General features: G+C 72.9%; 23 protein-coding genes. 9 read left to right on the forward strand and 14 right to left on the reverse strand.

Going from position 1 to position 25,764, the window contains the following annotated elements:
• Positions 1–9: 9 nt before the first annotated feature.
• Positions 10–945 (forward strand): hypothetical protein, encoded by a 936-nt coding sequence (locus SROS_RS05565; RefSeq protein WP_012887905.1) that lies wholly within the window; start codon positions 10–12, stop codon positions 943–945.
• Between the two features lie 45 nt (positions 946–990).
• Here the strand turns inward: SROS_RS05565 and SROS_RS05570 are convergent, their stop codons facing one another.
• The 4 genes from SROS_RS05570 to SROS_RS05585 are packed head-to-tail and all read right to left on the reverse strand — an operon-like array spanning position 991 to position 4,971.
• Complete coding sequence (locus tag SROS_RS05570) at positions 991–1,815, reverse strand: class II fructose-bisphosphate aldolase (RefSeq protein ID WP_012887906.1); 825 nt, start codon at positions 1,813–1,815, stop codon at positions 991–993.
• 52 nt (positions 1,816–1,867) lie between these two features.
• On the reverse strand, positions 1,868–2,929 hold the full coding sequence (locus SROS_RS05575; protein WP_012887907.1) for a 1-phosphofructokinase family hexose kinase: 1,062 nt from the start codon (positions 2,927–2,929) through the stop codon (positions 1,868–1,870).
• Positions 2,929–4,062 (reverse strand): N-acetylglucosamine-6-phosphate deacetylase, encoded by a 1,134-nt coding sequence (gene nagA, locus SROS_RS05580; protein ID WP_012887908.1) that lies wholly within the window; start codon positions 4,060–4,062, stop codon positions 2,929–2,931. Before nagA ends, SROS_RS05575 begins: the two co-directional genes overlap by 1 nt.
• 36 nt (positions 4,063–4,098) lie before the next feature.
• Positions 4,099–4,971 (reverse strand): SIS domain-containing protein, encoded by an 873-nt coding sequence (locus SROS_RS05585; protein ID WP_012887909.1) that lies wholly within the window; start codon positions 4,969–4,971, stop codon positions 4,099–4,101.
• Between the two features lie 104 nt (positions 4,972–5,075).
• Between SROS_RS05585 and SROS_RS05590 the strand changes: the two genes are divergently transcribed.
• Positions 5,076–5,846, forward strand: coding sequence for a DeoR/GlpR family DNA-binding transcription regulator (locus SROS_RS05590; protein ID WP_012887910.1), 771 nt, complete (start codon positions 5,076–5,078; stop codon positions 5,844–5,846).
• Between the two features lie 18 nt (positions 5,847–5,864).
• On the opposite strand, the gene SROS_RS05595 is transcribed toward SROS_RS05590, so the two are convergent.
• From SROS_RS05595 to SROS_RS05615, 5 genes are read right to left on the reverse strand one after another with little or no spacing between them, the layout of a single operon-like run.
• A complete protein-coding gene (locus SROS_RS05595; protein WP_012887911.1) occupies positions 5,865–6,731 on the reverse strand; it encodes an ABC transporter ATP-binding protein in 867 nt (288 codons plus the stop codon).
• A 1-nt stretch (position 6,732) separates the two neighbouring features.
• Positions 6,733–7,566, reverse strand: coding sequence for an ABC transporter permease (locus tag SROS_RS05600; RefSeq protein ID WP_012887912.1), 834 nt, complete (start codon positions 7,564–7,566; stop codon positions 6,733–6,735).
• Complete coding sequence (locus SROS_RS05605; RefSeq protein WP_012887913.1) at positions 7,563–8,264, reverse strand: hypothetical protein; 702 nt, start codon at positions 8,262–8,264, stop codon at positions 7,563–7,565. The genes SROS_RS05600 and SROS_RS05605 overlap by 4 nt, the downstream gene beginning before the upstream one ends.
• Positions 8,261–9,016: a hypothetical protein gene (locus tag SROS_RS05610; protein ID WP_012887914.1), complete on the reverse strand. Its 756-nt coding sequence runs from the start codon at positions 9,014–9,016 to the stop codon at positions 8,261–8,263. Before SROS_RS05610 ends, SROS_RS05605 begins: the two co-directional genes overlap by 4 nt.
• On the reverse strand, positions 9,000–9,590 hold the full coding sequence (locus SROS_RS05615) for an RNA polymerase sigma factor (RefSeq protein WP_245564565.1): 591 nt from the start codon (positions 9,588–9,590) through the stop codon (positions 9,000–9,002). The genes SROS_RS05610 and SROS_RS05615 overlap by 17 nt, the downstream gene beginning before the upstream one ends.
• 206 nt (positions 9,591–9,796) lie before the next feature.
• Between SROS_RS05615 and SROS_RS05620 the strand changes: the two genes are divergently transcribed.
• Positions 9,797–11,533, forward strand: coding sequence for a glycerol-3-phosphate dehydrogenase/oxidase (locus tag SROS_RS05620; RefSeq protein ID WP_012887916.1), 1,737 nt, complete (start codon positions 9,797–9,799; stop codon positions 11,531–11,533).
• 190 nt (positions 11,534–11,723) lie between these two features.
• Here the strand turns inward: SROS_RS05620 and SROS_RS05625 are convergent, their stop codons facing one another.
• Complete coding sequence (locus SROS_RS05625; protein ID WP_012887917.1) at positions 11,724–13,859, reverse strand: beta-propeller domain-containing protein; 2,136 nt, start codon at positions 13,857–13,859, stop codon at positions 11,724–11,726.
• An 87-nt stretch (positions 13,860–13,946) separates the two neighbouring features.
• On the opposite strand from SROS_RS05625, the gene SROS_RS05630 reads away from it, so the two are divergent.
• The 3 genes from SROS_RS05630 (at position 13,947) to SROS_RS05640 (ending at position 18,767) form a co-directional block, all read left to right on the forward strand.
• Complete coding sequence (locus SROS_RS05630) at positions 13,947–15,512, forward strand: succinic semialdehyde dehydrogenase (RefSeq protein WP_012887918.1); 1,566 nt, start codon at positions 13,947–13,949, stop codon at positions 15,510–15,512.
• 105 nt (positions 15,513–15,617) lie between these two features.
• The gene (locus SROS_RS05635) at positions 15,618–17,309 is read left to right on the forward strand and encodes an FAD-dependent oxidoreductase (protein WP_012887919.1); all 1,692 of its coding nucleotides are present in this window, start codon (positions 15,618–15,620) and stop codon (positions 17,307–17,309) included.
• Positions 17,310–17,378: 69 nt separating this feature from the next.
• On the forward strand, positions 17,379–18,767 hold the full coding sequence (locus SROS_RS05640) for a pyridoxal phosphate-dependent decarboxylase family protein (RefSeq protein ID WP_052316878.1): 1,389 nt from the start codon (positions 17,379–17,381) through the stop codon (positions 18,765–18,767).
• Between the two features lie 8 nt (positions 18,768–18,775).
• Here the strand turns inward: SROS_RS05640 and SROS_RS05645 are convergent, their stop codons facing one another.
• On the reverse strand, positions 18,776–19,519 hold the full coding sequence (locus tag SROS_RS05645) for a hypothetical protein (protein WP_012887921.1): 744 nt from the start codon (positions 19,517–19,519) through the stop codon (positions 18,776–18,778).
• A gap of 42 nt (positions 19,520–19,561) precedes the next feature.
• Positions 19,562–19,975, reverse strand: a complete 414-nt coding sequence (locus SROS_RS05650; protein WP_012887922.1) for a winged helix-turn-helix transcriptional regulator — start codon at positions 19,973–19,975, stop codon at positions 19,562–19,564.
• 86 nt (positions 19,976–20,061) lie between these two features.
• Between SROS_RS05650 and SROS_RS05655 the strand changes: the two genes are divergently transcribed.
• Positions 20,062–20,943 carry an NAD(P)H-binding protein gene (locus SROS_RS05655; protein WP_012887923.1) on the forward strand — a complete coding sequence of 294 codons (882 nt, stop codon included), beginning with the start codon at positions 20,062–20,064 and terminating at the stop codon, positions 20,941–20,943.
• A 220-nt stretch (positions 20,944–21,163) separates the two neighbouring features.
• Complete coding sequence (locus SROS_RS05660) at positions 21,164–22,684, forward strand: DUF885 family protein (RefSeq protein WP_012887924.1); 1,521 nt, start codon at positions 21,164–21,166, stop codon at positions 22,682–22,684.
• 53 nt (positions 22,685–22,737) lie between these two features.
• On the opposite strand, the gene SROS_RS05665 is transcribed toward SROS_RS05660, so the two are convergent.
• Positions 22,738–23,484, reverse strand: a complete 747-nt coding sequence (locus SROS_RS05665; protein WP_012887925.1) for an SDR family NAD(P)-dependent oxidoreductase — start codon at positions 23,482–23,484, stop codon at positions 22,738–22,740.
• Between the two features lie 202 nt (positions 23,485–23,686).
• On the opposite strand from SROS_RS05665, the gene guaA reads away from it, so the two are divergent.
• Positions 23,687–25,258 carry a glutamine-hydrolyzing GMP synthase gene (guaA, locus tag SROS_RS05670; RefSeq protein ID WP_012887926.1) on the forward strand — a complete coding sequence of 524 codons (1,572 nt, stop codon included), beginning with the start codon at positions 23,687–23,689 and terminating at the stop codon, positions 25,256–25,258.
• Positions 25,259–25,315: 57 nt separating this feature from the next.
• Here guaA and SROS_RS05675 read toward each other — a convergent pair whose 3' ends face one another.
• Complete coding sequence (locus tag SROS_RS05675; RefSeq protein ID WP_012887927.1) at positions 25,316–25,720, reverse strand: hypothetical protein; 405 nt, start codon at positions 25,718–25,720, stop codon at positions 25,316–25,318.
• Positions 25,721–25,764 lie beyond the last annotated feature (44 nt).

Below are 25,764 nucleotides of genomic sequence, written 5' to 3' on the forward strand. Positions count from 1 at the left end.
CATGCCCATGTGTCGGATGATCGCGAGCTCCGGGGCGCTCTCAGCGAGGGCCCGTTCCACGTCGCGCTCCGCGCCGCGGTGGAGGCGCGCGGCCTGACCCTGGACCGGCTCCGCCAGCGCCTGGAAGAGCGCGGCCTGCGGGTCGGGATGACGAGTTTGAGCTACTGGCAGCAGGGCCTGCGCCGTCCCGAACGGCCGGAGTCGCTGCGCGCCGTACGCGCGCTGGAGGAGATCCTCATCCTGCCGCCGCGCTCGCTGATGGGCCTGCTCGGCCCGCCCCGGCCACGGGGCCGGGGCCAGAGCGCCGGGTCGCAGCCGGAAGCGGCGTCCCACTCCTCGATCATGGAGCCGGCGCGTGCCCTGTCGACCCTGCTGCACGAGCTGGACGGGGTGGCCGACGACCGCCGGCTGCACATCGCCGGGATGTACGAGTCACTGCAGATCGGGGCGGACCGCAGCACCACCCGGCGCGAGACGCTCCAGGTGGTGCAGGCGCACGAGGACGCCGCCGACCGCTACATCATGGTCTACCGGGGCGACATCGGATGCGACGTGGAGCGCGTGCGGATCCGGGCCCTGGAGGACTGCCGGGTCGGCCGGGTCCGCCGTGACGGGCCGACCGCCCTGGTGGTGGCCGAGCTGCTGTTCGACCGGGCGCTCCGGACCGGGGACACCCAGGTGATCCGCTACGAGCTCGCCGACCCGAGCGGCGTGGAGGCCACCGAGTACGAACGGAGCTTCCGCTTCCCGGCGGGCCAGTACATGCTCCGGGTGAGCTTCGCCGCCGCGGCCCTGCCGGTCGGCGTCCGCCGCTTCGCCCGCCACGACTCCGCCGCGGGCGAGCACGACCAGGGCGAGCTCACTCTCAACGCCCACCACGCGGTCCACCTGGTGACCGGCTCGCTCCAGCCCGGCCTGATCGGCATCCGCTGGAGGTGGTCGTGACCAGCCGGGTCGTGACCAGCCGGGCCGTGATCAGCCGGGCCGTGATCAGCCGGCCAGCACGCCGAGGAGGCGGGTGACCTCGGTGGCGACGGCCGTACGGCCGGCCCCGACGTACTTGCGGGAGTCCACGACCTTCTCGTCGGCGGCCAGGCGGTCGCGGATCGCACGGGTGAAGGTCTTGTTGAGGTGCGTGGAGATGTTGATCTTCTTCATGCCGTGCCGTACGGCGGCGCGCAGGGTCTCGTCCGGCACGCCGGAGGAGCCGTGGAGCACCAGCGGGACCGGGACCGCGGCGCGCAGGGCGGCGATCAGCTCCAGGTCGAGGACGGCATCCCTGGTCGTCATGGCGTGGGAGCTGCCCACGGCCACGGCCAGCGCGTCCACACCCGTCCTGGCCACGTAGTCCACCGCCTCGTGCGGCCTGGTCCGCGCCCCCGGCGCGTGCACGCCGTCCTTGCCGCCCACCTCGCCGAGCTCGGCCTCCACCCACAGGCCCCGCCGATGGCACAGGGCGGCCACCTCGGCCGTGAGCGTCACGTTCTCCTCGTCGGGCAGCGCCGAGGCGTCGAACATCACCGATCCCAGGCCCAGCTCCACGGCCTCCTCGACGAGCGCGCGATCGGTGGCGTGGTCGAGGTGCACGGCCACGGGCACCGCCGCAGCCCTGGCCACCGCGAGCGAGGCGGCGGCGATCGGGGCGAGGGCGCCGTGGTAGCGGACGCAGTTCTCGCTGATCTGCAGCACGACGGGCGCGCCCGCCGCCTCCGCCCCCGCGACGATCGCCTCGGCGTGCTCCAGCTGGATGACGTTGAACGCGCCGACGCCCGCCGGAGCGTCGCGGATGATGTCGCCGATACCGACAACAGGCATGATGACCCTTTCGTATATGGGATTACCGGTCCGATGCCGAGCACCGGCCGCTCTACGGGCGTGCCGGATCCACCACGATCTCCGGGTGGATCCTCTGGAACGTCTCCCGGTCGAAGTCGCCGGCGACCGGGGCGGCCACGGCGGCCGCGCCCAGGGCGGCCGCGCGGCGCAGCCGCTCGGGCCAGGGCATGCCCTCCACCAGGCCCAGTGCCAGCCCCGCCACGAGCGCGTCACCGGCCCCCGTCGGATTGCCCTCCACCCGGTACGGCATGGCGGCCCGCCAGGCCCCTTCGGGGGTCACGGCCAGCAGCCCGCCGGCGCCGAGGGAGACCACGACCGCCTCGGCCCCGCCCCGCCGGAGCGCCTCGGCTCCCGCGAAGGTCTCGCCGTGCCCTCGCGGGCCGGTGACCGGGCCCGTCCCCGCGCCCGCGGGGTTCTCCCCGGGGTCGCGCGGGCCGTCCTCCTGCGCGGCCAGGGCGCGGGCGAGCTCCTCGGCGTTGGGCTTGACGATCGAGGGACGGCCGGAGGGGGCGTGCCTGAGCGGCTCGCCGTCGGCGTCCACGATCGCCGGGACGCCGCGCTGCCGGGCCAGGGCCGCGAGCTCGGCGTAGAAGGAGACGGGCACCCCGCGGGGGAGGCTGCCGGAGATCACGACCGCCCCGGCCCTCCCGAGCCGCGTCTCGTAGTCCCGCAGGAAGCGTCCGAGCTCCTCGTCCGTCACCACCGGTCCGGGCTCGTTGAACAGCGCCGTGCGCAGCGTGGCCCGCCCGGCGGCGGCCGTATCGGACGGGGCGGGGCCCAGGTCGCAGACGGCCAGGGTGGCGCGTGACTCGGCGGCGATCGGGGTGAGGGCGGCGGGCAGGCCCGCCGCCGCGAGGTCGGCCTCGACGGCGCGGCCGTTCGGGCCGCCGGACAGGCCGGTGACGAGCACGTCCCGGCCGAGGGCGGCCAGCACCCTGGCGACGTTGACGCCCTTGCCGCCCGCCCTCCGGTGCACGGTCCGCACTCGGTTGACACCGTCCCAGTCGACGTCGCCGGCCGTGTAGGTGACGTCGAGGGCCAGGTTCAGCGTGACGGTGAGGATCGTGCCGCGAACGGCGGGAGGTGAGGTCATCAGGGTTCTGTGATCCAGTTTCCGTGCTTCATGACACCGGCGACCTCCAGGTCGCCGGTGAGCACCACCAGGTCGGCCTGCTTGCCGACGGAGACGGAGCCGAGGCGGTCGGCGAGGCCGAGCACCCGGGCGGGGGTGAGCGAGGCGACCTCGGCCGCCTCCGGCAGCGACAGCCCGACCTGCTGGACGCTGCGCCGGAACGCGACGTCCATGGTCAGGGTGCTGCCCGCGATGGAGCCGCCCTCGGCCAGCCGGGCGACGCCGTCCACGACGTCGACCTTCATCGGGCCGAGCCCGTAGACGCCGTCGCCCATGCCGGCCGCCGCCATGGCGTCGGTGATCAGCGCGGTACGGCCGGGCCCCGCGACGTCGTAGGCCAGGCGCATCATCGCCGGGTGCAGGTGCACGCCGTCGTTGATCAGCTCGATCGTGACGCGCTCGTCCTGCAGCAGGGCGGCGATCGGGCCGGGGTCGCGGTGGTGCAGCGGCGGCATCGCGTTGTAGAGGTGGGTCGCGACGCTGCCGCCCGCGTCGATGCCCGCGATGGTCTGCTCGTAGGTGGCGTCGCTGTGCCCGAGCGCGGCGATCACGTTGTTCGCGACCGCCTCCCGGATGGTGTCCAGCGCGCCGGGCAGCTCGGCGGCGATGGTGAGCATCCGCACGTGGCCGCGCCCGGCCCTGAGCAGGTCGCCGAACTCCCGCGGGGAGGGCTCGCGGAGCAGCGCCGGGTTGTGCGCGCCGCAGCGGGCCTTGGAGATGTAGGGGCCCTCGAAGTGGATGCCGGCCAGCAGGCCGTCCTCGCACAGGTCGGCCAGGGCGGAGGTCGCCCCGGCCAGGTCGTCGAGGGCCGCGGTGACCAGGCTGGCCATGAGGGTGGTGGTGCCGTGCCGGGCGTGCAGGGCGGCGATCCGGCTCGCCTGGTCCGGATCGCCGGTGGGGAAGGAGCCGCCCGCCCCGCCGTGGTTGTGGATGTCGACGAATCCCGGCACGACGTACCGGCCCGCGAGGCTGTGGCCGGGTCCGGGCGCGGACCCCTGGCCGATGTGGGTGATGCGGCCGTCTTCTATGGTGAGCCAGCCTCCGTGGACACCTTCGGGGGTCACGATGCGGGCGTCGGCGAGTGTGATGCTCATGGCACTATCCTCTCCGGTTCTCGGGAGGACCGGTCATCAGGCGGGAAGGATCACCGACCTGGTGAGGTGGAGCGGCTCGTCGGGGTTGAGGCCCTGGGCGTGCGCCCGGGCCACGGCCACCCGGTGGACCCTGATGAGCTCGGCCATCGGGTCGAGGGCGCTCTCCAGGAAGGCTCCTCCGGTGGCCTCGACCTCGCCCCGCAGGCTCTCCGGGGCCTCGCCGAGCATCCAGGTGACCCGGTTCGGCCCGGCGATGCTGATCGGGCCGTGCCGGTATTCCATCGCCGGATAGGACTCGGTCCACGCCCGGCAGGCCTCGCGCATCTTCAGCCCGGCCTCCACGGCCAGGCCGTACGTCCAGCCGCGGCCCAGGAAGGTGAACTGCTCGGCGGCGAGCAGCTCGGCGGGGAGCGGGTCGGCGACCGCGCGCTCGGCGTCGGCGATCGCGGCGGTCAGGTCCTCGCCGAGGTGGGCGCGGAGCAGGGCGAGCTGGGTGGTGGCGAACCGGGTCTGCACGACCGACTTCTCGTCGGCGAAGTCGAGCACCACGACCTCGTCGGCGAGCGCCATGACCGGGGTGTCCGGGTCGGCGGTGATCGCGGTGGTCGCCGTGCCGGTGCTCCTGAGCAGCTCCAGCACCTCGGTGGTGGTGCCCGACCGGGTCAGCGCCAGCACCCGGTCGTAGGAGCGGCCGGCGGGGAACTCGGACGCGGCGAACGCGTCGGTCTCGCCGTGCCCGGCCCGCTCGCGCAGGACCGCGTAGGCCTGGGCGATGAACCAGGAGGTGCCGCAGCCGACGACGGCCACGCGCTCGCCCCGCCGGGGAAGGGCGTCGGTGGACACCTCGCTGACGGCGCGGCGCCAGCAGTCCGGCTGGGACGCGATCTCGGCTTCGGTGTGCGTGGTCACGGCGTGCCTCCCCGATTTGCTTCGTTTATGAGTGATTTATAGCAGAAATGAGCATGATTGTGCAGAGGTAGGTTTTGATCCCTTGCTGTGCCACGCTGTTCACCGTGAGTCGATATGAGCGCTGGAACGCGATCCTCGAACTGCTCTCGCAGGAAGGACGCCTGTCGGTGGAGCAGGCGGCCGAGGCGCTCGTCGTCTCCACCGCCACGATCCGGCGTGACTTCGACCAGCTCGCCCAGCAGCAGATGCTCATGCGCACGCGCGGCGGCGCCGTCGCCCAGAGCGTGAGCTACGACCTGCCGCTGCGCTACAAGACGGCACGCCACGCCGGGGAGAAGCAGCGGATCGCGGAGGCCGCGGCCGGGCTGGTGACGCCCGGGGCCATCGTCGGCATGAACGGCGGCACGACCACCTCGGAGGTGGCGCGGGCGCTGGCCACCCGGGCCGATCCGGAGATCGGCTTCACCATCGTCACCAACGCGCTGAACATCGCCGCCGAGCTGACCGTGCGCCGGCACGTCAAGATCGTGCTCACCGGTGGCGTGGCCAGGCCGCAGTCCTACGAGCTGATCGGCCCGCTGGCGTCGGGGGTGCTGGAGCAGGTCACGCTCGACATCGCGTTCCTGGGGGTGGACGGGATCGACGCCGAGGCGGGCGCCTCGGCCCACCACGAGGGGGAGGCCAGCGTCAACAACCTGCTGATCAGCCGGGCCGCCCAGGTCGTCGTGGTCGCCGACACCTCCAAGATCGGCCGCCGCGCCTTCGCCCGCATCTGCCCGCTCGGCGCCATCGGCACGCTGATCACCGGAGAGGGCCTCCCCGACGAGGACGCGGCCCGCTTCGCCGACGCGGGCGTCAAGGTCATCCGCGCCTGATCCCGCCCGGCGAGAGCGTCACCGGCCGGGCTCCATGAGCGCGAGGTAGCTGTCTTCGAGGGTCGGCTCGGCCGGCTGGGCGGAGGGGCCGGGGGCGGTGGGCGCGATGATCCGGTAGCGCGTCCCCGCGCCCTCCGGAAGCGCGGCCACGATCCTGCCCTCTGAGGGCGCGGGGCCGGAGGTGGTCAGCGTCCACACCCTCCGGTCGGCCCGCGAGACCAGCTCCCCGACGTCGCCCTGGAACACCAGCCGGCCCTTGTCGAGCACCGCCAGGGACCGGCAGGTCTGCGCCACGTCCTCGACGATGTGCGTGCTGAGCAGGACCGTGCGGTCCCCCGCGAGCCGGGAGAGCAGGATGCGGAACCGGATCCGCTCCTCGGGGTCCAGTCCGGTCGTCGGCTCGTCCACGACGAGCAGGCGGGGATCGGCGAGCAGCGCCTGCGCGATGCCGACCCGCCGCAGCATGCCGCCGGAGAAGCCCTTGAGCCTGCGGTCGGCGTCCGGGGTGAGCGCGACCGTCTCCAGCAGCTCACCGATCCGGCGGCGCCGCGAGGGACGGGAGTCGAGCCCCTTGAGCAGCGCGATGTAGTCCAGGAACTGCCGTGCGGTCAGGTCCGGGTAGACCCCGAGGCTCTGCGGGAGGTAGCCGAGGGTCCGCTGTACGGCGAGCCGCCCGTCGGCGGTGGCGACGTCGTGCCCGCCGACGCGGACCGTCCCCGAGGTGGGGCTGAGCAGCCCCGCCAGGATGCGCATGAGCGTGGTCTTGCCCGCCCCGTTGGAGCCGAGCAGGCCGTACATGCCGGTCGGCACGTCGAGGTCGAGCCCGTCGAGGGCGTGGACACCGCCCCTGTAGGTCTTGGTCAGGCGGGAGATCTCGATGCGCATGTCAGGACTCCGTCCGGGCGGTGTGGAGGCGGGCGAGGAGGAGGACGGTGGCCGCGAGCGCGATCATCACGCCGATCCACAGCAGGGCGACGGCCGGGCTCGCCTCGGGCCGCAGGAAGTTCAGCGCGGCGCCGGGCCGTGGGCCGTAGACGATGCCTTCGGGGGGCAGGATGACGTTGGGGGGATATGTCTGGTCGTCGCCGTAGCCGAGGAGGCCGTAGGCCACGTACTGGTTTCTGGGCGCCAGGATGGTGTGGGACAGGGTCGGCATCATGGTGGCGGGGATGAGGTTCCCCCAGAACCAGTAGACGACGAACAGCACGCGGAACAGCAACGTCGGCATCAGCAGCGGACCGGCCAGGGCGAGCGCACCCACGAAGAGCAGCGCGGGGACGACGGCCGTCACGAGGATCACCGCCGCCCAGCCCAGCGCGGCGGGCGCACCCTCGGTGACCGCGTAGGCCACCGCCCGGCCGAGATAGGCGAGCACGAACGGCACGGCGGTGGCCGCGCAGGCGCCGAGATACTTGCCGGCCAGCCGGCCGGTGCGACCGGCCGGCGTCGTGTCCAGGACGTCGCTCATGCCGAGCCGCCGGTCCCGGACGAGCCGGTCGGCGAGCAGGCACCCGTAGACGATGGGCAGCAGGCTCGTGAGCAGGACGGCTGACACGATCATGGCCGGCCTCGGTTCCCGCCCTTCATTGCCGCCCAGATTCAGGTCCAGGTACGTATGGCCGAAGGCGGCGACGGTCGCCGCGAAGGTCAGGCCGTAGACGATCCACAGGACGGGCCGGCGGATCTGCATGCGGAACTCGTAGCGGAAGGTCGCGATCATTCGGTCTCACCTCCGAGGGTCCGCTCGGCGGCGCCGAGCAGGAGCCAGGCCGCCGCGAGGAACAGCGGGGCGGTCGACAGCAGGGTCAGCCTGTTGGGCAGCCACTCGCCGGGCGGCGTCCCGTATGTGGTGGCGAACAGGGCGAGCGACCGTGACACCGGGTTCGCCTGGAGGACGCCGTGGAACACCTGCCCGAACACCCAGACGGCCCCGACGACGGCGGCGGCGGCCGAGGCGCTGCGGAGCGCGACCGCGGCGAGCAGTCCCAGCGCCGACAGCCAGAGCATGGGAGACAGCCAGGTGAGCTGGCCGGTCAGGCCGCCGGGCACGCCGGGCATCAGGTCCCACCAGCCGGTGACGGTGAGCAGCGCCGAGGCGGCCAGGGCGCACAGGCACGACCAGCCGGCCGTCACGGCCAGGCGGCGCAGCAGGGTCGAGCGGTATCCCGTGGGCAGGGTGAGCTGGAGTTCCACCGCACGGTCCCGGCCGATCAGCGAGGCGGCCGCGGTGCCGGTCAGGAGCGGGATCCCCGTTTCCACGGCTCCAAGGAGGAACCACGCGGTGTTCCCCTCCCGGGAGCCGAGCCGCGTGCCGAACGCGGCGAGCAGCGCGATGAGCACGACGAGGGCCGGGGGCGCCAGCATGGCCGCGGGACCGGCCCTGCGTATCTCGTGCGACCAGAGGTCGAGGGGTTTCATGATCGGTTGGTTGCGCGGGCGCGCCGGATCGGTTCACCCGTGCCCGTCGCGATCACGGCGGCGAGCGTGAGGGCCAGGGCGAGGCCGACCGTGGCCGGGCTGGTCGTCCAGAAGTGCCGCAGGCCGTCCGGGACGGGTATGTCGGTGGCGGTCAGCGCGTAGAGGCTCCACACCGTCAGCGCGCACCCCATCGCGCCGGCCGGGCTCCAGCACACCGACAGCAGCAGGGTGAGCGCCGCGAGCGCCGCCATGGGGCCCAGCCACGCCGTGACCAGCGACGTCAGCCCCGGGGGCGTGTGGCCCAGCGGGGACAGCATCACCGAGGCGGCCAGCGCCAGGGCCAGGTCGTAGCCGAGCACCAGCGTCATCCGGGCCAGCATGACGACGCGCGGCGACGTCGGCGTGACGGCGACCACCTCGAAGGCGTCGTCCTGCTCCGGCCCCTGGGACCCGGCGACACCGGCCGCGGCGATCAGCGGGACGGCCAGGGCGAGCACGAGCCGGGCGGTGTCGTCATTGGCCAGGACGAAGCCCACGGAGGCCGCCATGACCAGCGCGGAGACCAGCCAGAGCGCCGGATGCAGGATGCGGGCCTCCATCGCCAGCAGCGCCCACACCCGGTACGGCCTCGGCGAGGCCGGGGCCTCCACACCGTCGAGCGCGGACCTCATCAGAGCGGCGCGCACGACCTCCGGCCCGGGGGGAGGCGGAATGCCGTCGCGGATCCCGGACAGTTCAGGCCATTCGTTCATCGATGCACCCCCTCAGGGTCGCTCGGGCATGATGCAGGCGGCTTTTCACCGTGCCGACCGGGATCTCCAGCACCTCGGCGATCTCCCGGTGGCTCAGGTCGTTGAGGAAGGAGAGCACGACGACCTCGCGTTGCGCCAGCGGCAGCCGGGCCAGCGCCGCCTGCACCCGCTCACCGCCCACGGCCAGCTCCTCCGGCCCTGGCAGGGGGTCGGCCCCGTCGGGCGGTTCGGCCGCGAGCGGGGGCGGGACGCCGCGCAGCCGGTTGTGCGCCTGCCTGCGCGCCACCCCGAACAGCCAGGTGCTGACGGCGGAGCGGCTCCGGTAGGTGCCCGCCGAACGCCACACGGCCAGCAGGGTGTCCTGGAGGATCTCCTCGGCCGTGCCCCGATCCCCGGCGAGCCGGTAGAGGAAGGCGGACAGCGGTCCGGCGTAGCGCTCGTACAACTCGGTCAGCGCGCTCGCGTCGCCGTCGGCCACCCGGGCCAGGACGAGCGCCTCCTCCTCCCGCGCGCGGGCACGGCGGCCCGCGACCGTGAACCGGCGCAACGCCATCCCCTCGGCTCCCCCATCCATGACCGGTGTGTAGCGCCGGACCCGTCCCGGGGTTCACCGGATGGCCTTTTTCCTTCGGCGATCAGCGTTCCCCGGAGGGTCTCCCGCTGTCCACGGGGTTGTGGCGCGAATCTCGTCCGCTGTCCTTACCGGTCGGTAGTGATGCCTAGGGTGGATGGGTAGATACCTGATGCAAAGCGACAACCCGTACCCCAGGGGGATGCAGCATGACGGCGCGAATGGGCACGGCACGGCTCGGTCCTGCCGAGCGGACCGCCGCACTGACGCAGATGGGCGCTCAGGAACTCGACGTGGTGGTGATCGGCGGCGGCGTCGTCGGCGCCGGAGTCGCGCTGGACGCGGCGACGCGCGGGCTGAGCGTCGGGCTGCTGGAGGCGCGCGACTTCGCCTCGGGCACCTCGTCCAGATCGTCCAAACTGATCCACGGCGGGCTGCGCTATCTGGAGCAGCTCAACTTCGACCTGGTCAGGGAGGCGCTCCGGGAGCGGGCCCTGCTGCTGCAGCGGATCGCCCCGCACCTCGTGCGGCCCGTGCCTTTCCTGCTCCCGCTCACCCACGTCGGGTGGGAGAGGCCGTACGTCGGAGCGGGCCTGGTGATGTACGACTCGCTGGGCTTCTCCTTCGGCTCCACCCGTGGCGTGCCCGGGCACCGGCACCTGTCGCGCAGCAGGGCGCTGCGGATCGCGCCCTCGCTGCGGCGGACGGCGTTCTCCGGCGCGGTCCAGTACTGGGACGCCCAGGTCGACGACGCCCGCTACGTGATGACCATGCTGCGGACCGCCTCCTCCTACGGGGCGCACGTGGCGTCGCGGGCCCAGGTGGTGGGCTTCCTGCGGGAGGGCGAGCGGGTCACCGGGGTCCGGGTGCGCGACCTGGAGGCCGGGACCACGATGGACGTGCGGGCCCGCCAGGTGGTCAACGCCACCGGCGTGTGGACCGACGACATCCAGGAGCTGGTCGGCGGCCGGGGGCAGATCCACGTCCGCGCCTCCAAGGGCATCCACCTGGTCGTGCCGCGCGACCGGATCCACTCCCTCACCGGCATCATCCTGCGCACCGAGAAGTCGGTGCTGTTCGTGATCCCCTGGGGACGCCACTGGATCATCGGGACCACCGACACCCGCTGGGACCTGAACCGGGCCCACCCGGCGGCCTCCCGCTCGGACATCGACTACGTGCTGGAGCACGTGAACGAGGTGCTCTCGGTGCCGCTCACCCGCGACGACGTCGAGGGCGTCTACGCGGGGCTGCGCCCGTTGCTGTCGGGGGAGTCGGAGGAGACGTCCAAGCTCTCCCGCGAGCACATGGTGGCCCATCCGGTGCCGGGACTGGTCATGGTGGCCGGCGGGAAGTACACCACCTACCGGGTCATGGCGCAGGACGCGGTGGACGCGGTGGCGCACGGGCTGGACCAGCGGGTCCCGCCGTCGTGCACGGACCGGATCCCGCTGGCGGGGGCGGAGGGCTACCAGGCGCTGTGGAACTCCCGGCAGCGGCTGGCCCAGTCGTCCGGGCTGCACGTGGCGCGGATCGAGCACCTGCTGCAGCGGTACGGGTCCATGATCGACGAGGTGCTCGCGCTGATCGAGGCGGACCCGTCGCTGGCCCTCCCGCTGACCGGGGCGGACGACTACCTGCGGGCGGAGATCGTCTACGCGGCCACCCACGAGGGCGCCCGCCATCTGAACGACGTGCTGGCCCGGCGCACGCACATCTCGATCGAGACCTTCCACCGCGGGCTGGGCGTGGTCGAGGAGGCGGCCGGGCTGCTCGCCGGCCCGCTGGAGTGGGACGACGATCAGGTCAAGCGCGAGGTGGAGTACTACACCAAGCGGGTCGAGGCCGAGCGGCTCTCCCAGGAGCAGGACACCGACCAGGAGGCCGACGCGATCCGCCTCGGCGCTCCCGACGTCGTCCCCGTCGCGAGCCCCGAGAACACCTGAGCCCGGCTCCCGCCGGCCTCGGGAGCGGGTGAGCGGAGGTCCTCGGGAGCGGGCGAGTGGCGTACGGCTCCCGCCGGCCTCGGAAACGGGTGAGCGGAGTACGGCTCCCGCCGCGGAGGCGGGAGCCGTACGGGGAGCCCTTCGGCGGGAGACGGCCCGCAACCCGGAGGCCCGGCCGGGGAGGGCCTTCCTAGGAGGTCTGCTCGAACGGGATCCAGGCCTGGTCGGCGAGGTCGTTCATGGCGTTGACCTTGAGGCCCAGGTCGGAGACCGTCCAGAGGCTGTCGCCGATGACGATCGAGCGGCGGATGCCCGGGTCGTAGGGGGCGAAGCGGGCGTTGTCGACGGGCTTGGGCCTGGTGTGGACGATGGTGCCCACCTTGGTGACGGCGGATTCGTCGATCTTGAGGACGAGGGCGGCGCCGTTGGTCTGCTCGGTGCCGTTCCAGGTGTTCAGCGGCAGGACCGCGGTGCCCGTCCTGGCCCAGTAGAGGAAGGCGTGCGGGTCCCACTCGGCCTCGGAGCCGGAGTCCTTCTGGAACAGCTGCGACAGGCGGCGCGGGTTGGCCGGGTCGCCGACGTCGAACAGCGAGACCTGGGTGCCGAGCGTGCGGCCCTTCTCGCTCGCCTCCTGGCCGAGCCCGATCAGCCGCCCGTCACCCGCCGGGTGCAGGTAGGCGGAGTAGCCGGTGATCTTCAGCTCGCCGGTCTTCCTCGGGGCCGCCGGGTCGCGCAGGTCGAGGGTGTAGAGCGGGTCCACCTGCTTGAACGTCACCACGTAGCCGACCGGGCCGATGAACCGGACCGAGTAGATCCGCTCGCCGGCGCCCAGGCCGCCGACCTCTCCGACCTTGTTCAGGGTGTCGGCCTTGAGCACGTAGACGGCGCTGGAGCTGTCCTGCCCGGAGGTCGAGGTGGTGGCGACCCTCAGGTGCCCCTCGTGCTCCGACAGGGAGTACTGGTTGAGCAGCCGGCCGGGGACCTTCCCGGAGGCGACGTAGCGGGGCGCGCCCGCCGCGCCGATGTCGAAGCGGTGGACCTCGGTCTCCTCCGGCGGCTCGACCGGCGTCTTCACGGGCTCCGGAGTCGGCTCGGAGGTCGACGTGGAACCGGTCGGTGCCGGGGTGACGGTGACCGGCGCGTCCGTGGGGGACGGTGCCGGGGTGACGGTGACCGAGGTGTCCGTCGGGACCGGGGCCGGGGCCGGCGTGACGGTCACCGTCGGCTCCGTCGGCGTCGGCTCGACCTGCGGGGCCTGCGCGGTGGCCGTGGCGGCCGGCGCGTCATCGATCACCGGCGACTCGATCGGCCGGGGCCACCACCAGCGCGGGTTGCTGGTCACGTACAGGCTGGAGCCGGTGCCGTAGACCGTGTCGCCGTCGGCCGCCACGCTGATCGGGGTGGTCTCCGCGAGCCCCTGGGACAGGTCGAAGCTGTGCACGGTCAGCATCGAGGTGCCGGTGTACTCCGCGGGGTGGCTGACCTGTTCGCACTTGACCGAGCCGGTCGAGGTGACGCCCTTGGCGTCCGTCGTCTCGAACTTCGGCAGCCACGCCTCCAGCGGCGCCTTCTTGACGGTGTCCGCGTTCAGGCGGGTCCGCTCGTTCTCCGAGGCGTCGGGGCCGGCGTCCGGGAAGTTGATCTCAGGCTGGCTGCGGACCACGAGCCGCACCGTCGAGCCGATCATCCTGGCGTCCACGTGGGAGCCGTTCGGCGTGAGCGAGCCGAGCACCTTCGGCTCCCCGGACAGGTCGATGAGGACGTAACGCGGCCCCGGGCTCGCCGGCCGCTTGGCCATCGCGCCGAACGGGATGATCCCGCCGCCGGAGAACAGCACCAGTGCCCGGTCCCCGCTGACCAGCAGGTCGGCCGGGGCCCACGCCTGCTCGGGGTCCACCAGCTTGAGCGTGCCGGTGACCTTCTTGGCCGCGGCGTCGACCACCCGCAGCACGCCGCGGTTGACGGTGATCACCCGGTTGCCGTCGGTCTTCACCAGGTCCGGCTCGTCGACCCCGGCCTCGTGCACGTTCGTGGTCGAGTGCTCGGGCGCCGCGCTCTTGCCGCGGGCCGTGGCGACATCCGAGCGCGCCTCCGCGTACATGATCTGCGGGCCGCCCAGCCCCCACGGCCCGACCTGTTTCGCCGTCGCCGCCCGCAACCCGGCCAGCATGTCGTCGCAGCCGTTGTAGGAGACCAGCTTGATGTTCCCCAGGTCGACCGGCGTCGTACGGCTCGCGCCGGGCTCCGTCTCTGTCGAGCTGCACGCCGTGGCGAGCAGGGCGGCGGCGAGCGTGACGGCGCCGGCCGTACGAATGGATGTCCTCATGCTCCCTACGACGGATCGATGTCGTGTCCGGTTCAACCCGTTACCGACCAGTAGCCACGGGCGGCCACCCCAGAATATTCTTCGCGCATGGCTGTCACTCTCGGAGCTACCCGGACACTCGACCCGACCATGATCGAACGCATTGTCCGGCAGGTGACCTCCAGCGGGAAGACGCAGGCGATCACCGCGCCGTTCACCGGCGAGCCCCTCGCCGAACTGCCCGTCTCCACCGCCGAAGACGTCCGCGCCGCACACGCCAGGGCCCGCGCGGCGCGCGAGGCGTGGGCCGAGCTGCCCGTGCGAGAGCGGATCAAGCCCTTCCTCCGCCTGCACGACGCCATCCTCGACCGGCGCGAGGAGATCCTCGACGTGGTCCAGTGGGAGACCGGCAAGGCCCGCAGGCACGCCTTCGAGGAGGTCCTCGACGTGGCGGGCTGCACGCTCTACTACGTCCGGCGGGCGCCCGGCCTCCTGGAGCCCCGGCGCCGCGCGGGCATCTTCCCCGTCGCGACGAAGACGGTCGAGGTACGCCAGCCCAAGGGCACCGTGGCGTTGATCTCCCCGTGGAACTACCCGCTCTCGCTCGGCGTCACCGACGTCGTCCCGGCCCTGATCGCGGGCAACGCCGTGGTCCACAAGCCCGACACCCAGACCGCGCTGTCCACGCTGTGGACGATCGACCTGCTGGTCTCCCTCGGGATGCCCCGCGAGATCTGGCAGGTCGTCCTCGGCGACCCCGCCGAGGTCGGCGACGCGCTGATCGAGGACGCCGACTACGTGGCGTTCACCGGCTCGACCGGCGGAGGCCGGAAGATCGCCGAGGCGGCTGCCAGGCGGCTGATCGGCTGCTCGCTGGAGCTCGGCGGCAAGAACCCGATGGTCGTCCTCGACGACGCCGACCTGGACGTGGCCGCGCAGGGCGCGCTGCGCGCCTGCTTCACCAACGCCGGGCAGCTGTGCATCTCCATCGAGCGGCTCTACGTGCACGAGGCCGTGTACGACGCGTTCGTGGAGAAGTTCGTCCGCCAGGCCCGCAACATGAAGCTCGGCGCGGGGCTCGACTGGAGCGTGCAGATGGGATCGCTCACCTCACGGCGCCAGCTCGACGCGGTCGGCGCCCACGTGGACGACGCCGTCGCGAAGGGAGCCGAGGTCCTCGCCGGCGGCAGGGCCCGCCCCGACGTCGGGCCGCTGTTCTACGAGCCCACGATCCTGGCGGGGGTGGACGAGAGCATGGACCTGTGCCGCGACGAGACCTTCGGCCCAGTTGTCTCGGTCTACCGGTTCGCCGACGAGGACGAGGCGGTCGAGAGGGCCAACGACACCGTCTACGGTCTCAACGCCTCCGTCTGGACCCGCGACCTGTCCCGCGGCCGGGCGCTGGCCTCCCGGATCAAGGCCGGGACCGTCAACATCAACGAGGGGTACGGCTCGGCCTACGCCTCCTACGACGCCCCCATGGGAGGCATGAAGTCCTCCGGCCTGGGCCGCCGCCACGGGGCCGAGGGCCTGCTGAAGTACACCGAGGTGCAGACCATCTCCAGCCAGGCGTCCTGGATGGGCTTCGAGCCGATCCTCGGCATGACCTACGACAAGTACGCCGACACCCTGTCGGGCCTGCTCAAGACCATGAAGAAACTGCACCTGAAGTGAGGCCCGCGGCGGCCTCGCCCCGCGGGCGACCGTCACGGCGCCGCGGGGCGGAGCGGCGCGGCGGCGCCCGCCGCGGCCCGGTCGCCGCCCGAAGGGAGTCTGCGGATGTTCGACTACGACGTGCTGGTGATCGGCTCGGGGTTCGGCGGGAGCGTCTCGGCGCTGCGGCTGACGGAGAAGGGCTACAGGGTCGCCGTGCTGGAGGCCGGGCGGCGGTTCGACGAGGGCACGCTGCCCAGAACCTCCTGGCGGGTCCGTGACTTCCTGTGGGCGCCGGGGCTCGGCCTCAGGGGCATCCAGCGCATCCACGTGCTGCGCGGCCAGAAGGGCACCGGCGTCATGGTCCTGGCGGGCGCCGGGGTCGGCGGCGGCTCGCTGGTCTACGCCAACACCCTCTACGAGCCCCTCGACCCGTTCTTCGAGGACGCCCAGTGGTCGGGCATCACCGACTGGAAGGCCGAGCTCGGCCCCTACTACGACCAGGCCAGGCGGATGCTGGGGGTGGTGGTCAACCCGACGGTCACCCGCGCCGACGAGGTGATGCGGAAGGTCGCCGACCGGATGGGCGTGGGCGACACCTTCCACCTGGCCCCGGTCGGCGTCTTCTTCGGCGAGCCGGGCGTCGAGGTCGACGACCCCTACTTCGGCGGCGCCGGGCCGCGCCGCAGGGGCTGCACCGAGTGCGGCGAGTGCATGACCGGCTGCCGGCACGGCGCCAAGAACATGCTCGTCAAGAACTACCTCTACCTGGCCGAGAAGGCCGGGGCCAAGGTCCATCCGGAGACCACGGTCACCTCGGTCCGCCCGGCGGGCGGCGGCTACCGGGTCGAGGTGAGCAAGACGGGGGCGCCCTGGCGCCGCCGTACCCTCACGGCGGAGCAAGTGATCTTCGCGGCCGGCACGTACGGCACGCAGCGCCTGCTGCACCGCCTCAAGGCCACCGGTGCCCTGCCCCGGCTCTCCGACCGGCTCGGCGCCCTGACCAGGACGAACTCCGAAGCGCTGCTCGGGTTCGAGCGACTGTCCGTCAAGGGGGAGAAGCTCAACCGCGGCGTGGCGATCACCTCCTCCATCCACCCCGACGCCCACACCCACATCGAGCCCGTCCGCTACGGCGACGGCTCCAACGCGATGGGCATGCTCCGCTCCCTCCTGATCGACGGCGGCGGCGCGCCCCGCTGGCTCAAGTTCCTCGGCGAGGCCGTGCGCAGGCCCCATCTCGTGCCGAGGCTGTTCAACCACCGCAGGTGGTCGGAGCGCGCGATCATCGCCCTCGTCATGCAGGCCAAGGACAACTCGATCACCCTGTCGGGCCGGAGGGGGCTGTTCGGCTGGGGGCTCCGTTCCAGGCGGGGGCACGGCGACCCCAACCCCACCTGGCTGCCGGCCGGCCACGAGTTCGTCCGGCACGCCGCCGAGGAGGTCGGCGGCATGGCCGGCGGGTCCTGGCTCGACCTGTTCGACATCCCCGCCACCGCGCACTTCCTGGGCGGCTGCGCCATCGGCGCCGGCCGCGACACCGGGGTGATCGACGCCTACCACCGCGTTCACGGACACGAGGGCCTGCACGTCGTCGACGGCTCCGCCGTCTCCGCCAACCCCGGCGTCAACCCCTCCCTCACCATCACCGCCCAGGCCGAGCGCGCCATGTCGCTCTGGCCCAACAGGGGAGAGGCCGACCCCCGGCCCGCCCCGGGCTCCCCCTACGTCCGGCTGCCGCCCGTCGCCCCCAGGAGTCCGGCCGTCCCCGCCGCCGCCCCCGGCGCCCTCCGCCTGCCCATCGTCGGCATCACGTAGAGCGGGGCGCCGCGCTCCGGAACCCGGCCTCCGTTGGCGATATGTCGTGGATTCGACCAGTATCCCGGTGTGATCTGGAATGTTGAAGAGTTCGCACGCGCCGCCGCGGTGACCGCCGACGGGCTGGCCGCCTACGTGGACGAGAGCCAGCGCGGACTGCCGCCCGTCATCCGCCGCCGGCCGCCGCGCGAGGTGGCCGAACGGCTCGGACTCGTGCGGTGGATCCGCGAGGGCGGGATGACGCCGGACAGCTACGCGGAGTTCCTGGCGGCCTACCTGGACGAGGGGACCCGGCTGCACCATCCCGCCTACCTCGGCCACCAGATCGCCGCCCCCGACTTCCCCGCCGCGCTCGCCGACTTCGTCCACGGCGCCACCAACAACCCGATGGCGGTCTACGAGATGGGGGCCTCGGCGGCCACGGTCGAGTTCGAGGTCCTGCGCTGGATGCTGGACAAGGTGGGGTTCGGGGAGACCGGCGGAGGGGTGCTCACCCACGGGGGTTCGCTGGCCAACCTCACCGCGCTGCTGGCCGCGCGGGCGGCGGCCGTACCGGAGGCGTGGACCGACGGGGTCCCCGCCGACCTCGCCCTGCTCGCCCCCGCCTCGGCGCACTACTCGCTCACCCGCGCCGCCGCGATCCTCGGGCTGGGGGAGCGGGCCGTCATGCCGCTGGACGTGGACGGGCTGGGCAGGGTCGACGTCGCGCGCCTGCCGGAGGCCCTGGATCGGGTACGGCGGGCGGGACGGCGGCCGATGGCCCTGGTGGCCAGTGCCTGCTCGACGGGGACCGGGCTCTACGACGACCTGCGCGGCATCGGCGAGTTCTGTACCGCCAACGGTGTCTGGTTCCACGTGGACGGCGCCCACGGAGCGTCGGCGCTGCTCGCCGAGGAGCACCGGCACCTGCTCGACGGGATCGAGCTCGCCGACTCCCTGATCTGGGACGCGCACAAGATGCTGCGGACCTCCAGCCTGGCGGCGGCGGTCCTGACCAGGAGGGAGGGCGACCTGGACGCGGCCTTCCGGCAGCGGGCGAGCTACCTGTTCTACGGCGACCAGGGCTTCGACCTGATCGGCAGGACCGTGGAGTGCAGCAAGGCCGAGCTGGGCCTGAAGGTCTTCCTCAACCTGGCCTGGCGGGGCGAGCGGGGGCTGGGCGACTACGTCGCGCGGCAGTACGCCACAGCGCACCGCTTCTGGGAACTGGCCCGGGAACGGCCCGGCTTCGAGTGCCCCTACGAGCCGGAGAGCAACATCGTCTGCTTCCGGTACGGCGGCGCCGACCAGGCGGAGATCCGCGAGCGGCTGATGGCGGACGGCGCCTTCCAGCTCACCTCGGCCGAGATCGACGGCGTCCGTCACCTGCGGGTCACCGTGATGGCCCCCGCCACGGACGACAAGACGCTGGAGGCGCTGCTCGACCGGATCGGCGGGGAGCGCGGCCCCGGCGGGTGACGGGTCCGTCAGGTCAGCCGGTGGCGGACCCAGACGTTGGGCTCGACGTAGACGGCGTGGTCCTGGTCGACGTCGCAGTGGACCGGGACCAGGGCTCCGGGCACCTCGACCGGGCCGCTCTCGTCGAAGGCGCAGCCGGACCACTTCCGCCATTCGGCGAGCGTGCCGGCCACAGTCATCGAGCGGGGCGCCACCTTCGCGATCGTGCCGCCCGCGCGCACGTGGACCCGTAGCCACGGATCGGCCGGCAGGCCGTCGGGCCGGGTCAGCGCGGCGTACTCCGCCATCGGGGTGCGCGGCTCCAGATGCTTGGCGTTGGGCCGCACCGGGGCGATCAGCTCACCGAACCCCAGGCGGGCGGCGTTGTCCCGCATGGCCCCCAGCATGAGGGGCGAGAGCCCGGAGCCGATGCGGTCGGGCCGGATGGTGATCTCCAGCGCGGAGACCACGGTGGGTTTCTCACCGGTCCGCCGGGTGTTCCAGGACCGCAGGACCGCCGCGTCCCAGCCGTCGTCGGGCAGGTCCTCGTGCTTCCAGGCGAAGGGGACGCTGAGGCCCTTGGCGACCAGGCGGCCCGGGTCGGCGTCGTCGTCGGCCACCAGGACGAACTCCGGATAGACCGTCGTGCAGACCTCGAAGTAGAGGGCCGCCATCCGGTCGTGGAACATGAACTCGGGCCACGAGTTGTCCATGGCCCACAGCTGCCCGGTGAACTCCGGACGTTCGGCGAGTGTGGTGACGCGGACGGACATCCGGTCATCGTTTCACCGATGCCGGGTCGGTACGACTGGTTTTCAGCGGATATCGGAGCCGGGATTGGCGGCGTCCCAGCGGTGCCGGGAGTCGGCGATGGCCGACCGGTGGTCGGCCGACCAGTCGGCGAGGGCCCTCACCAGGTGGGTGAGGCTGTGGCCCATCGCCGTCAGCTCGTATTCGACCTGCGGGGGGACCGTGGGGTAGACGGTCCGCCGGACCAGCCCGTCGCGCTCCAGGCGGCGGACGGTCAGGGTGAGCATCCGCTGGGAGATCCCGGGGATCGCCCGCTGGAGCCGGCGGAAGCGGCGCACGCCCTGGGCCAGCTCGACGACCACCAGCACCGACCACTTGTCCCCGATCCGGTCCAGGACCTCGCGGATGCCGCAGTCCTCCTCCTCGCCCCCGCAGGAGACGACCGGCTCGGTGGTTACCGCGGTGTGCCCCACTGACATTGAAGTGCCTCCTTATGGAATCTGTCCTGGTTACCGAGGATGGTCCCAGTTACCAGAGAGAACCACCCATTCGGGGAGAGATTTCGATGATTCTTGTCACCGGCGCGTCGGGCGCCCTCGGGAAGCTGGTCGCCGGACGGCTGGCGGGGCGGGACGACCTCGTCGCGGGCACCCGGAGCCCGGAGCCGTCGCCCGCCGGCCCTCCGGTCCGCCGGGTCGACTTCGACGACCCGGCCTCCCTGGCCGGCGGCTTCGCCGGCGTGCGGACGCTGTTGATCATCTCGGCGGGTTACGCCGAGGACGACGTGGTGATCGCCCGGCACGGCGCGGCGATCGAGGCGGCCGCGACCGCGGGGGTCAAGCACGTGATCTACACCAGCCTCGCCGGCTCCGGCGACCACCTCACCATCGCCCTCCCCCACCGCTGGACGGAGGCGGCCCTCGCCGCCGCGCCCTTCGACACGACGGTTTTGCGTAACGGGCTCTACGCCGAGGTGCCCGTCGGCCTGACGATGATGGCCGGGTCCGGCGCCGTCCCCGGCGTCCTCGCCGCCCCCTGGGGGCGTGGTCAGGTGTCCGTGGTCGCGCGGGAGGACCTCGCCGACGTCGCGGCCCGGGTGGTGGCCGAGGTCCAGGACGACGTCGCCGCCGGGCGGCGCAGCCGGCACGCGGGGCGGACGTACGAGCTGGACGGAGTGAAGACCATCGGCGCCGAGGACGTCGCGGCCGCGCTGGCGGACGTCCGGGGCGTGCCGGTGAGCTACCGGCCGAGCCCGCTGGGCGCCGTCTGGACCGCGCTCGCGGCGAAGGGCGTTCCGCCGTACCAGGTCGCGCACGCGGTCTCGATCTTCTCCAACATCGGCGCCGGCCTGCTCGCGGGGGAGCGGACCGATCTTCCCGGCCTGCTCGGCGTCGCGCCGAGGCCGGTGCGCGGCCTGGTCGCCGACGCGGTGCGGGCGTCCGCCTGAGTTCGCGGCCGGACCGCCGGCGCGGTACGCGCGTCCGCCTGAGCTCGCGGCCGGTGTCTTCTCCGGCGTCGCGCCGGGTGTCCGTCCGGGCGTCGCGACGAGGTGTCCGCCCGGCGCCGGGGCCGGACCGCCGGCGTTCCGGCGGTGGCCGGAGGGGGGCGTTCCGCCGGGACACGTCCGGCCCGATCACCCGGACCTGTCCTGATATAGCGTCGCGGTCATGACCGAACTCGACAGCCGCCTCCGCGCGGTGTGTGACCTGGCCGTCGCCGATGTCCGGGAGACGGCCGGCCGGCACGAGTACGACGGCCGGATCCAGGACCTCTCGCCCGAGGGCGTGCGCGCGGGACTGGCCGCACTCGGCGGGGGGACGCCGCCCGCCGACCCCTACGACGCGGCGCACCTGCAGATCTTCGAGGAGGCCACCCGGGTCCGGTTCGGCGAACTGGAGCTGCACCGCGGCAGCCCGCTCGAACACGCGAACAACCTCGACCTCGCCACCTACGACCGTGACTACGCCCCCGAGGCCGAGCGGACCGCCGCCAAGCACGCCCATCTCGCCCGGTGGCCAGAGGCCGTGGAGAACGCGATCGCCTCGCTCGACCGCCTCAGCGCCCCCGTCGCGAGCGCGCTGCTGGGAGCCGTGCGCGGCCTGGCGGCCGGGGTGCCGGCGGACGCGGAGGAGTCCGTGCGCGAGGCGGCGCTCAAGGCCCACGCCCGCCTGGTGGAGCACGTCGAGGAGGCCTCGCGCACCGGCGACCCGGAGGCGGCCCTGGGCGCCGGGGGACTGACCCGGCTGATGAGCGCGGGAGACGGCCTCACGGTGGACCTGGGCCGGCTCGCCGAGCGGGCCGACGCCGAACGCGACCGGCTCATGGCCCGGCTGACCGAGGCCTGCGCCAGGCTGGGCTCGGCCGGCCGGCCGCCGCTGGAGGTCTCGCGCGAGCTGGTCAGGCAGCACCCCGGCATCGACGGCGTGATCGACGCCGCCAGGACCGGCACCGAGAGGGCGATCGCCTTCACCCGCGAGAAGGACCTGGTGCCCTACCACGACGGCGAGTGCCTGGTCGGTCTCGCGCCGGAGTCGCGCCGGTGGGCCATGGCGATGATGAGCTGGTCGGCGCCCGGCGAGCCCGACGGCCCGTCCTGGTACCACATCACCCCGCCCGACCCCTCCTGGCCGGAGCACGACATCGAGGAGTGGCTGGAGGTCTTCAGCGAGACCACCCTGCCCGCGATCAACGTGCACGAGGTCGCCCCCGGGCACTTCTCCCACGGCCGCGCCCTCCGCCACGCCCCCTCCGACGTGCGGCGGACGCTGATGTCCATGGCGTTCGCCGAGGGATGGGCGCACTACGCCGAGGAGCTCTGCGTCGAGGAGGGCTTCGCGCCCGACGACCCGCGCTTCGAGATCGGCGTGTGGCTGGAGGCGCTGATCCGGGTGACCCGCATGGCCTGCGCCATCGGCGTGCACACCGGGACGATGACCGTCGAGGAGGGCGCCCGCCGCTTCGAGGCCGACACCCACATCGCCGGCCCCGCGGCCCTGTCGGAGGCGGCGCGGGCCACCTTCGACCCGACCTACGGCCGCTACACCTGGGGCAAGCTGGAGATCCTCGACCTGCGCGAGCGGGCCAGGGCCGAGTGGGGCGCCGGATTCACCCTCAAGCGCTTCCACGCGGCCATGCTCGACCTCGGTTCCCCGCCCCTGGGACTGCTCGGCCACGCGCTCCGGGCCTAGCCGTACTCGCCGATCCGGACGGGTGGGCGCCGGGGGCCGTCGCGACAGGCGGGTCAGCGGTCGACGGCCGTCGCCCCGCCGTCGACGACCAGGTGGGCCCCGGTGATGAAGGACGCCTCGTCGCTCATCAGGAACCGCACGGCCGTCGCGATCTCCTCGGGGCGGCCGAGGCGGCCGAACGGCGACTTCTTCCTGAAGGCCTCCATGAAGCCGGGGTCGCCGCCGGTGGCGCCGTTGAGCATCGGGGTGTCGATGTAGCCGGGACAGACCGCGTTCACCCGGATCGGCGGCAGCTCGTGGGCCATGGACCGGGTGAGGCCGAGCAGGCCGGCCTTGGAGGAGCAGTACGCCGGGATGAAGGCCTGTCCCACCAGGCCCTCGACCGACGAGATGCCCACGATCGCGGATCCCTCGTGCTGCCGCAGGTCGGCCAGGAGGGCCTTGGTCAGCAGGGCGTGGGCGCGCAGGTTGACGTTGAGCACCGCGTCCCAGAGGGGTTCGGTGAGGTTGCCGACCGCGGTGGGGGCCACGACCCCGGCCGCGTGGACCAGGCCGCCGATCGAGCCGAGGGCCTCGCGGGTGGTGGCGATCGCGGCGGCGAAGGCCGAGGTGTCGGTGACGTCGACGGTCACCCCGACCGAGGTCGCGCCGTTCGTCGCGGCGAAGGACGCGGTCTCCCTGGCGCCCGCCCCGTCACGGTCCCAGATCGCGACCGGCCGCCCGGTCTCGGCGAGCGCCAGCGCGCAGGCCCGGCCGATGCCGGACGCTCCGCCGGTGACGATTACTCCGGTGTCGGGCATGGCCGGCCTCCTCGACGTGTGGTGGACCTCACGCTAACCCGTAGATCAACCGGTCACCAGGGACGATGTGCCGAGATATCGGAATTGCCGGGCGGGGCGGCCGAAGTTCCCCGGATCAGGGTGGGCGGACCGGGTGCTCCACCTGTGTTCCGCACCTACGAGTAACGATGCTGACAGGCGCCGATAGACTGGATGCACCGCTGTGTTTCCTTTGGGGGTCTTGGTGTCTGAGTTCGACACGGTCCTGGTCGTCGACTTCGGTGCGCAGTACGCGCAGCTGATCGCGCGACGGGTGCGTGAATGCCACGTCTACTCCGAGATCGTCCCGTCGACGATGCCGGTGGAGGAGATGCTGGCCAAGAAGCCCAAGGCCATCATCCTGTCCGGCGGTCCCTCGTCGGTCTACGCCGAAGGCGCCCCGGCCGCGCCCGCCGGCCTGTTCGAGACCGGGGTCCCGACCTTCGGGATCTGCTACGGCTTCCAGATCATGGCCCAGGCCCTCGGTGGTCAGGTGGCCAGGACCGGCATCGCTGAGTACGGCGGGACCCAGCTCGAAGTGACCCAGGAGGGCGTCCTGTTCTCGGGGCTGCCCGTCAAGCAGTCGGTCTGGATGTCCCACGGCGACAGCGTCGCCGCCGCCCCCGAGGGCTTCCTCGTCACCGCCGCGACCTCCGAGACGCCGGTCGCCGCCTTCGAGCACCCCGGCAAGGGCCTGTACGGCGTGCAGTTCCACCCCGAGGTCCTCCACTCCGAGCACGGCCAGACCGTGCTGAAGCACTTCCTCGACGCGGCGGGCTGCCGTCCCTCCTGGACGATGCTCAACATCGTCGAGGACGCCGTCGAGGCGGTCCGCGCCCAGATCGGCCCGGAGGGCCGCGCCATCTGCGCGCTCTCCGGCGGAGTGGACTCCGCGGTCGCCGCCGCCATGGTGCAGCGTGCCATCGGTGACCGTCTGACCTGCGTGTTCGTCGACCATGGGCTGCTGCGCAAGGGGGAGGCCGAGCAGGTCGAGCGTGACTTCGTGGCCGTCACCGGCGTCAAGCTCCGGGTGGTGGACGCCCAGGAGCGCTTCCTCAAGGCGCTCGACGGGGTCACCGACCCGGAGGAGAAGCGTAAGATCATCGGCCGCGAGTTCATCCGGGTCTTCGAGGACGAGCAGCGCGCCATCATCGCCGACGGTCCGGTCGACTTCCTCGTCCAGGGCACGCTCTACCCCGACGTGGTCGAGTCCGGCGGCGGCACCGGCACCGCCAACATCAAGTCGCACCACAACGTCGGCGGCCTCCCCGACGACCTGCAGTTCTCGCTGGTGGAGCCGCTGCGCGCGCTGTTCAAGGACGAGGTCCGCCGCGCGGGCGAGGAGCTCGGCCTGCCGGCCGCGATGGTCTGGCGCCAGCCGTTCCCCGGTCCCGGCCTGGGCATCCGCATCGTCGGCGCGGTCACCCGCGACCGCCTGGAGATCCTCCGCGAGGCCGACGCCATCGCCCGTGAGGAGCTCTCCCGCGCCGGCCTCGACCGGGACATCTGGCAGTGCCCGGTCGTCCTGCTCGCCGACGTCCGCTCGGTGGGCGTCCAGGGCGACGGCCGCACCTACGGCCACCCGATCGTCCTGCGCCCGGTCTCCAGCGAGGACGCCATGACCGCCGACTGGTCCCGCGTCCCCTACGACGTGCTCGCCCGCATCTCCACCCGGATCACCAACGAGGTCCGCGAGGTCAACCGCGTGGTGCTCGACGTGACCAGCAAGCCCCCGGGCACCATCGAGTGGGAGTAGGACACCTACGGCGCGGCCCCCGGAGTCGATCTCCGGGGGCCGCGCCGTTCTCCGTTCTCACCCGGCCTTGCGGAGGCCGAACCACTGCAGGGCGGCGAAGCCGCCGACGGTGGCCGCCTGCATGAGGACCCAGACGGCGCCGAGGGTGGTGACCTCCAGGCCGCCGATCGCCAGTTCGGCGACGCTGACCACGGCCCACAGGACGTTGAGGGCGACGACGGCCAGGGTGGCGGCCCGGTTGACGAGAGCCGGCCGCGCGATCAGCCAGACCGCGACGCCGTAGACGGTGAGGAACGCGCCGATGCCGTACTGGAGGCCGACCGGCAGCCCGAGCAGGTCGTTGATCGGAGCGGCCAGGGCGAGGTAGGCGAGGCCGTTGACGGCGGTGACGACGGCGTCCAGGCGCAGGGCCAGGCGCACGAGCCGGTAGGGGTCGGTGGTGGGGACGGCGGCGGCGGTCATCTCGGAGAGCCTTTCTGGACGGGTGGACGGGGTGGGGCCGGTGC

The sequence above is a fragment of the Streptosporangium roseum DSM 43021 genome, from assembly GCF_000024865.1.
Classification (GTDB): Bacteria; Actinomycetota; Actinomycetes; order Streptosporangiales; family Streptosporangiaceae; genus Streptosporangium; species Streptosporangium roseum.

Coding starts and splice junctions, on each gene's coding strand:
- SROS_RS05570 (WP_012887906.1), bottom strand. CDS start 1,815: ATGCCTGTTGTCGGTATCGGCGACATCATCCGCGACGCTCCGGCGGGC.
- SROS_RS05575 (WP_012887907.1), bottom strand. CDS start 2,929: ATGACCTCACCTCCCGCCGTTCGCGGCACGATCCTCACCGTCACGCTG.
- nagA (WP_012887908.1), bottom strand. CDS start 4,062: ATGAGCATCACACTCGCCGACGCCCGCATCGTGACCCCCGAAGGTGTC.
- SROS_RS05595 (WP_012887911.1), bottom strand. CDS start 6,731: ATGCGCATCGAGATCTCCCGCCTGACCAAGACCTACAGGGGCGGTGTC.
- SROS_RS05600 (WP_012887912.1), bottom strand. CDS start 7,566: ATGATCGCGACCTTCCGCTACGAGTTCCGCATGCAGATCCGCCGGCCC.
- SROS_RS05605 (WP_012887913.1), bottom strand. CDS start 8,264: ATGAAACCCCTCGACCTCTGGTCGCACGAGATACGCAGGGCCGGTCCC.
- SROS_RS05610 (WP_012887914.1), bottom strand. CDS start 9,016: ATGAACGAATGGCCTGAACTGTCCGGGATCCGCGACGGCATTCCGCCT.
- SROS_RS05615 (WP_245564565.1), bottom strand. CDS start 9,590: ATGGATGGGGGAGCCGAGGGGATGGCGTTGCGCCGGTTCACGGTCGCG.
- SROS_RS05620 (WP_012887916.1), top strand. CDS start 9,797: ATGACGGCGCGAATGGGCACGGCACGGCTCGGTCCTGCCGAGCGGACC.
- SROS_RS05625 (WP_012887917.1), bottom strand. CDS start 13,859: ATGAGGACATCCATTCGTACGGCCGGCGCCGTCACGCTCGCCGCCGCC.
- SROS_RS05630 (WP_012887918.1), top strand. CDS start 13,947: ATGGCTGTCACTCTCGGAGCTACCCGGACACTCGACCCGACCATGATC.
- SROS_RS05635 (WP_012887919.1), top strand. CDS start 15,618: ATGTTCGACTACGACGTGCTGGTGATCGGCTCGGGGTTCGGCGGGAGC.
- SROS_RS05645 (WP_012887921.1), bottom strand. CDS start 19,519: ATGTCCGTCCGCGTCACCACACTCGCCGAACGTCCGGAGTTCACCGGG.
- SROS_RS05650 (WP_012887922.1), bottom strand. CDS start 19,975: ATGTCAGTGGGGCACACCGCGGTAACCACCGAGCCGGTCGTCTCCTGC.
- SROS_RS05655 (WP_012887923.1), top strand. CDS start 20,062: ATGATTCTTGTCACCGGCGCGTCGGGCGCCCTCGGGAAGCTGGTCGCC.
- SROS_RS05660 (WP_012887924.1), top strand. CDS start 21,164: ATGACCGAACTCGACAGCCGCCTCCGCGCGGTGTGTGACCTGGCCGTC.
- SROS_RS05665 (WP_012887925.1), bottom strand. CDS start 23,484: ATGCCCGACACCGGAGTAATCGTCACCGGCGGAGCGTCCGGCATCGGC.
- SROS_RS05675 (WP_012887927.1), bottom strand. CDS start 25,720: ATGACCGCCGCCGCCGTCCCCACCACCGACCCCTACCGGCTCGTGCGC.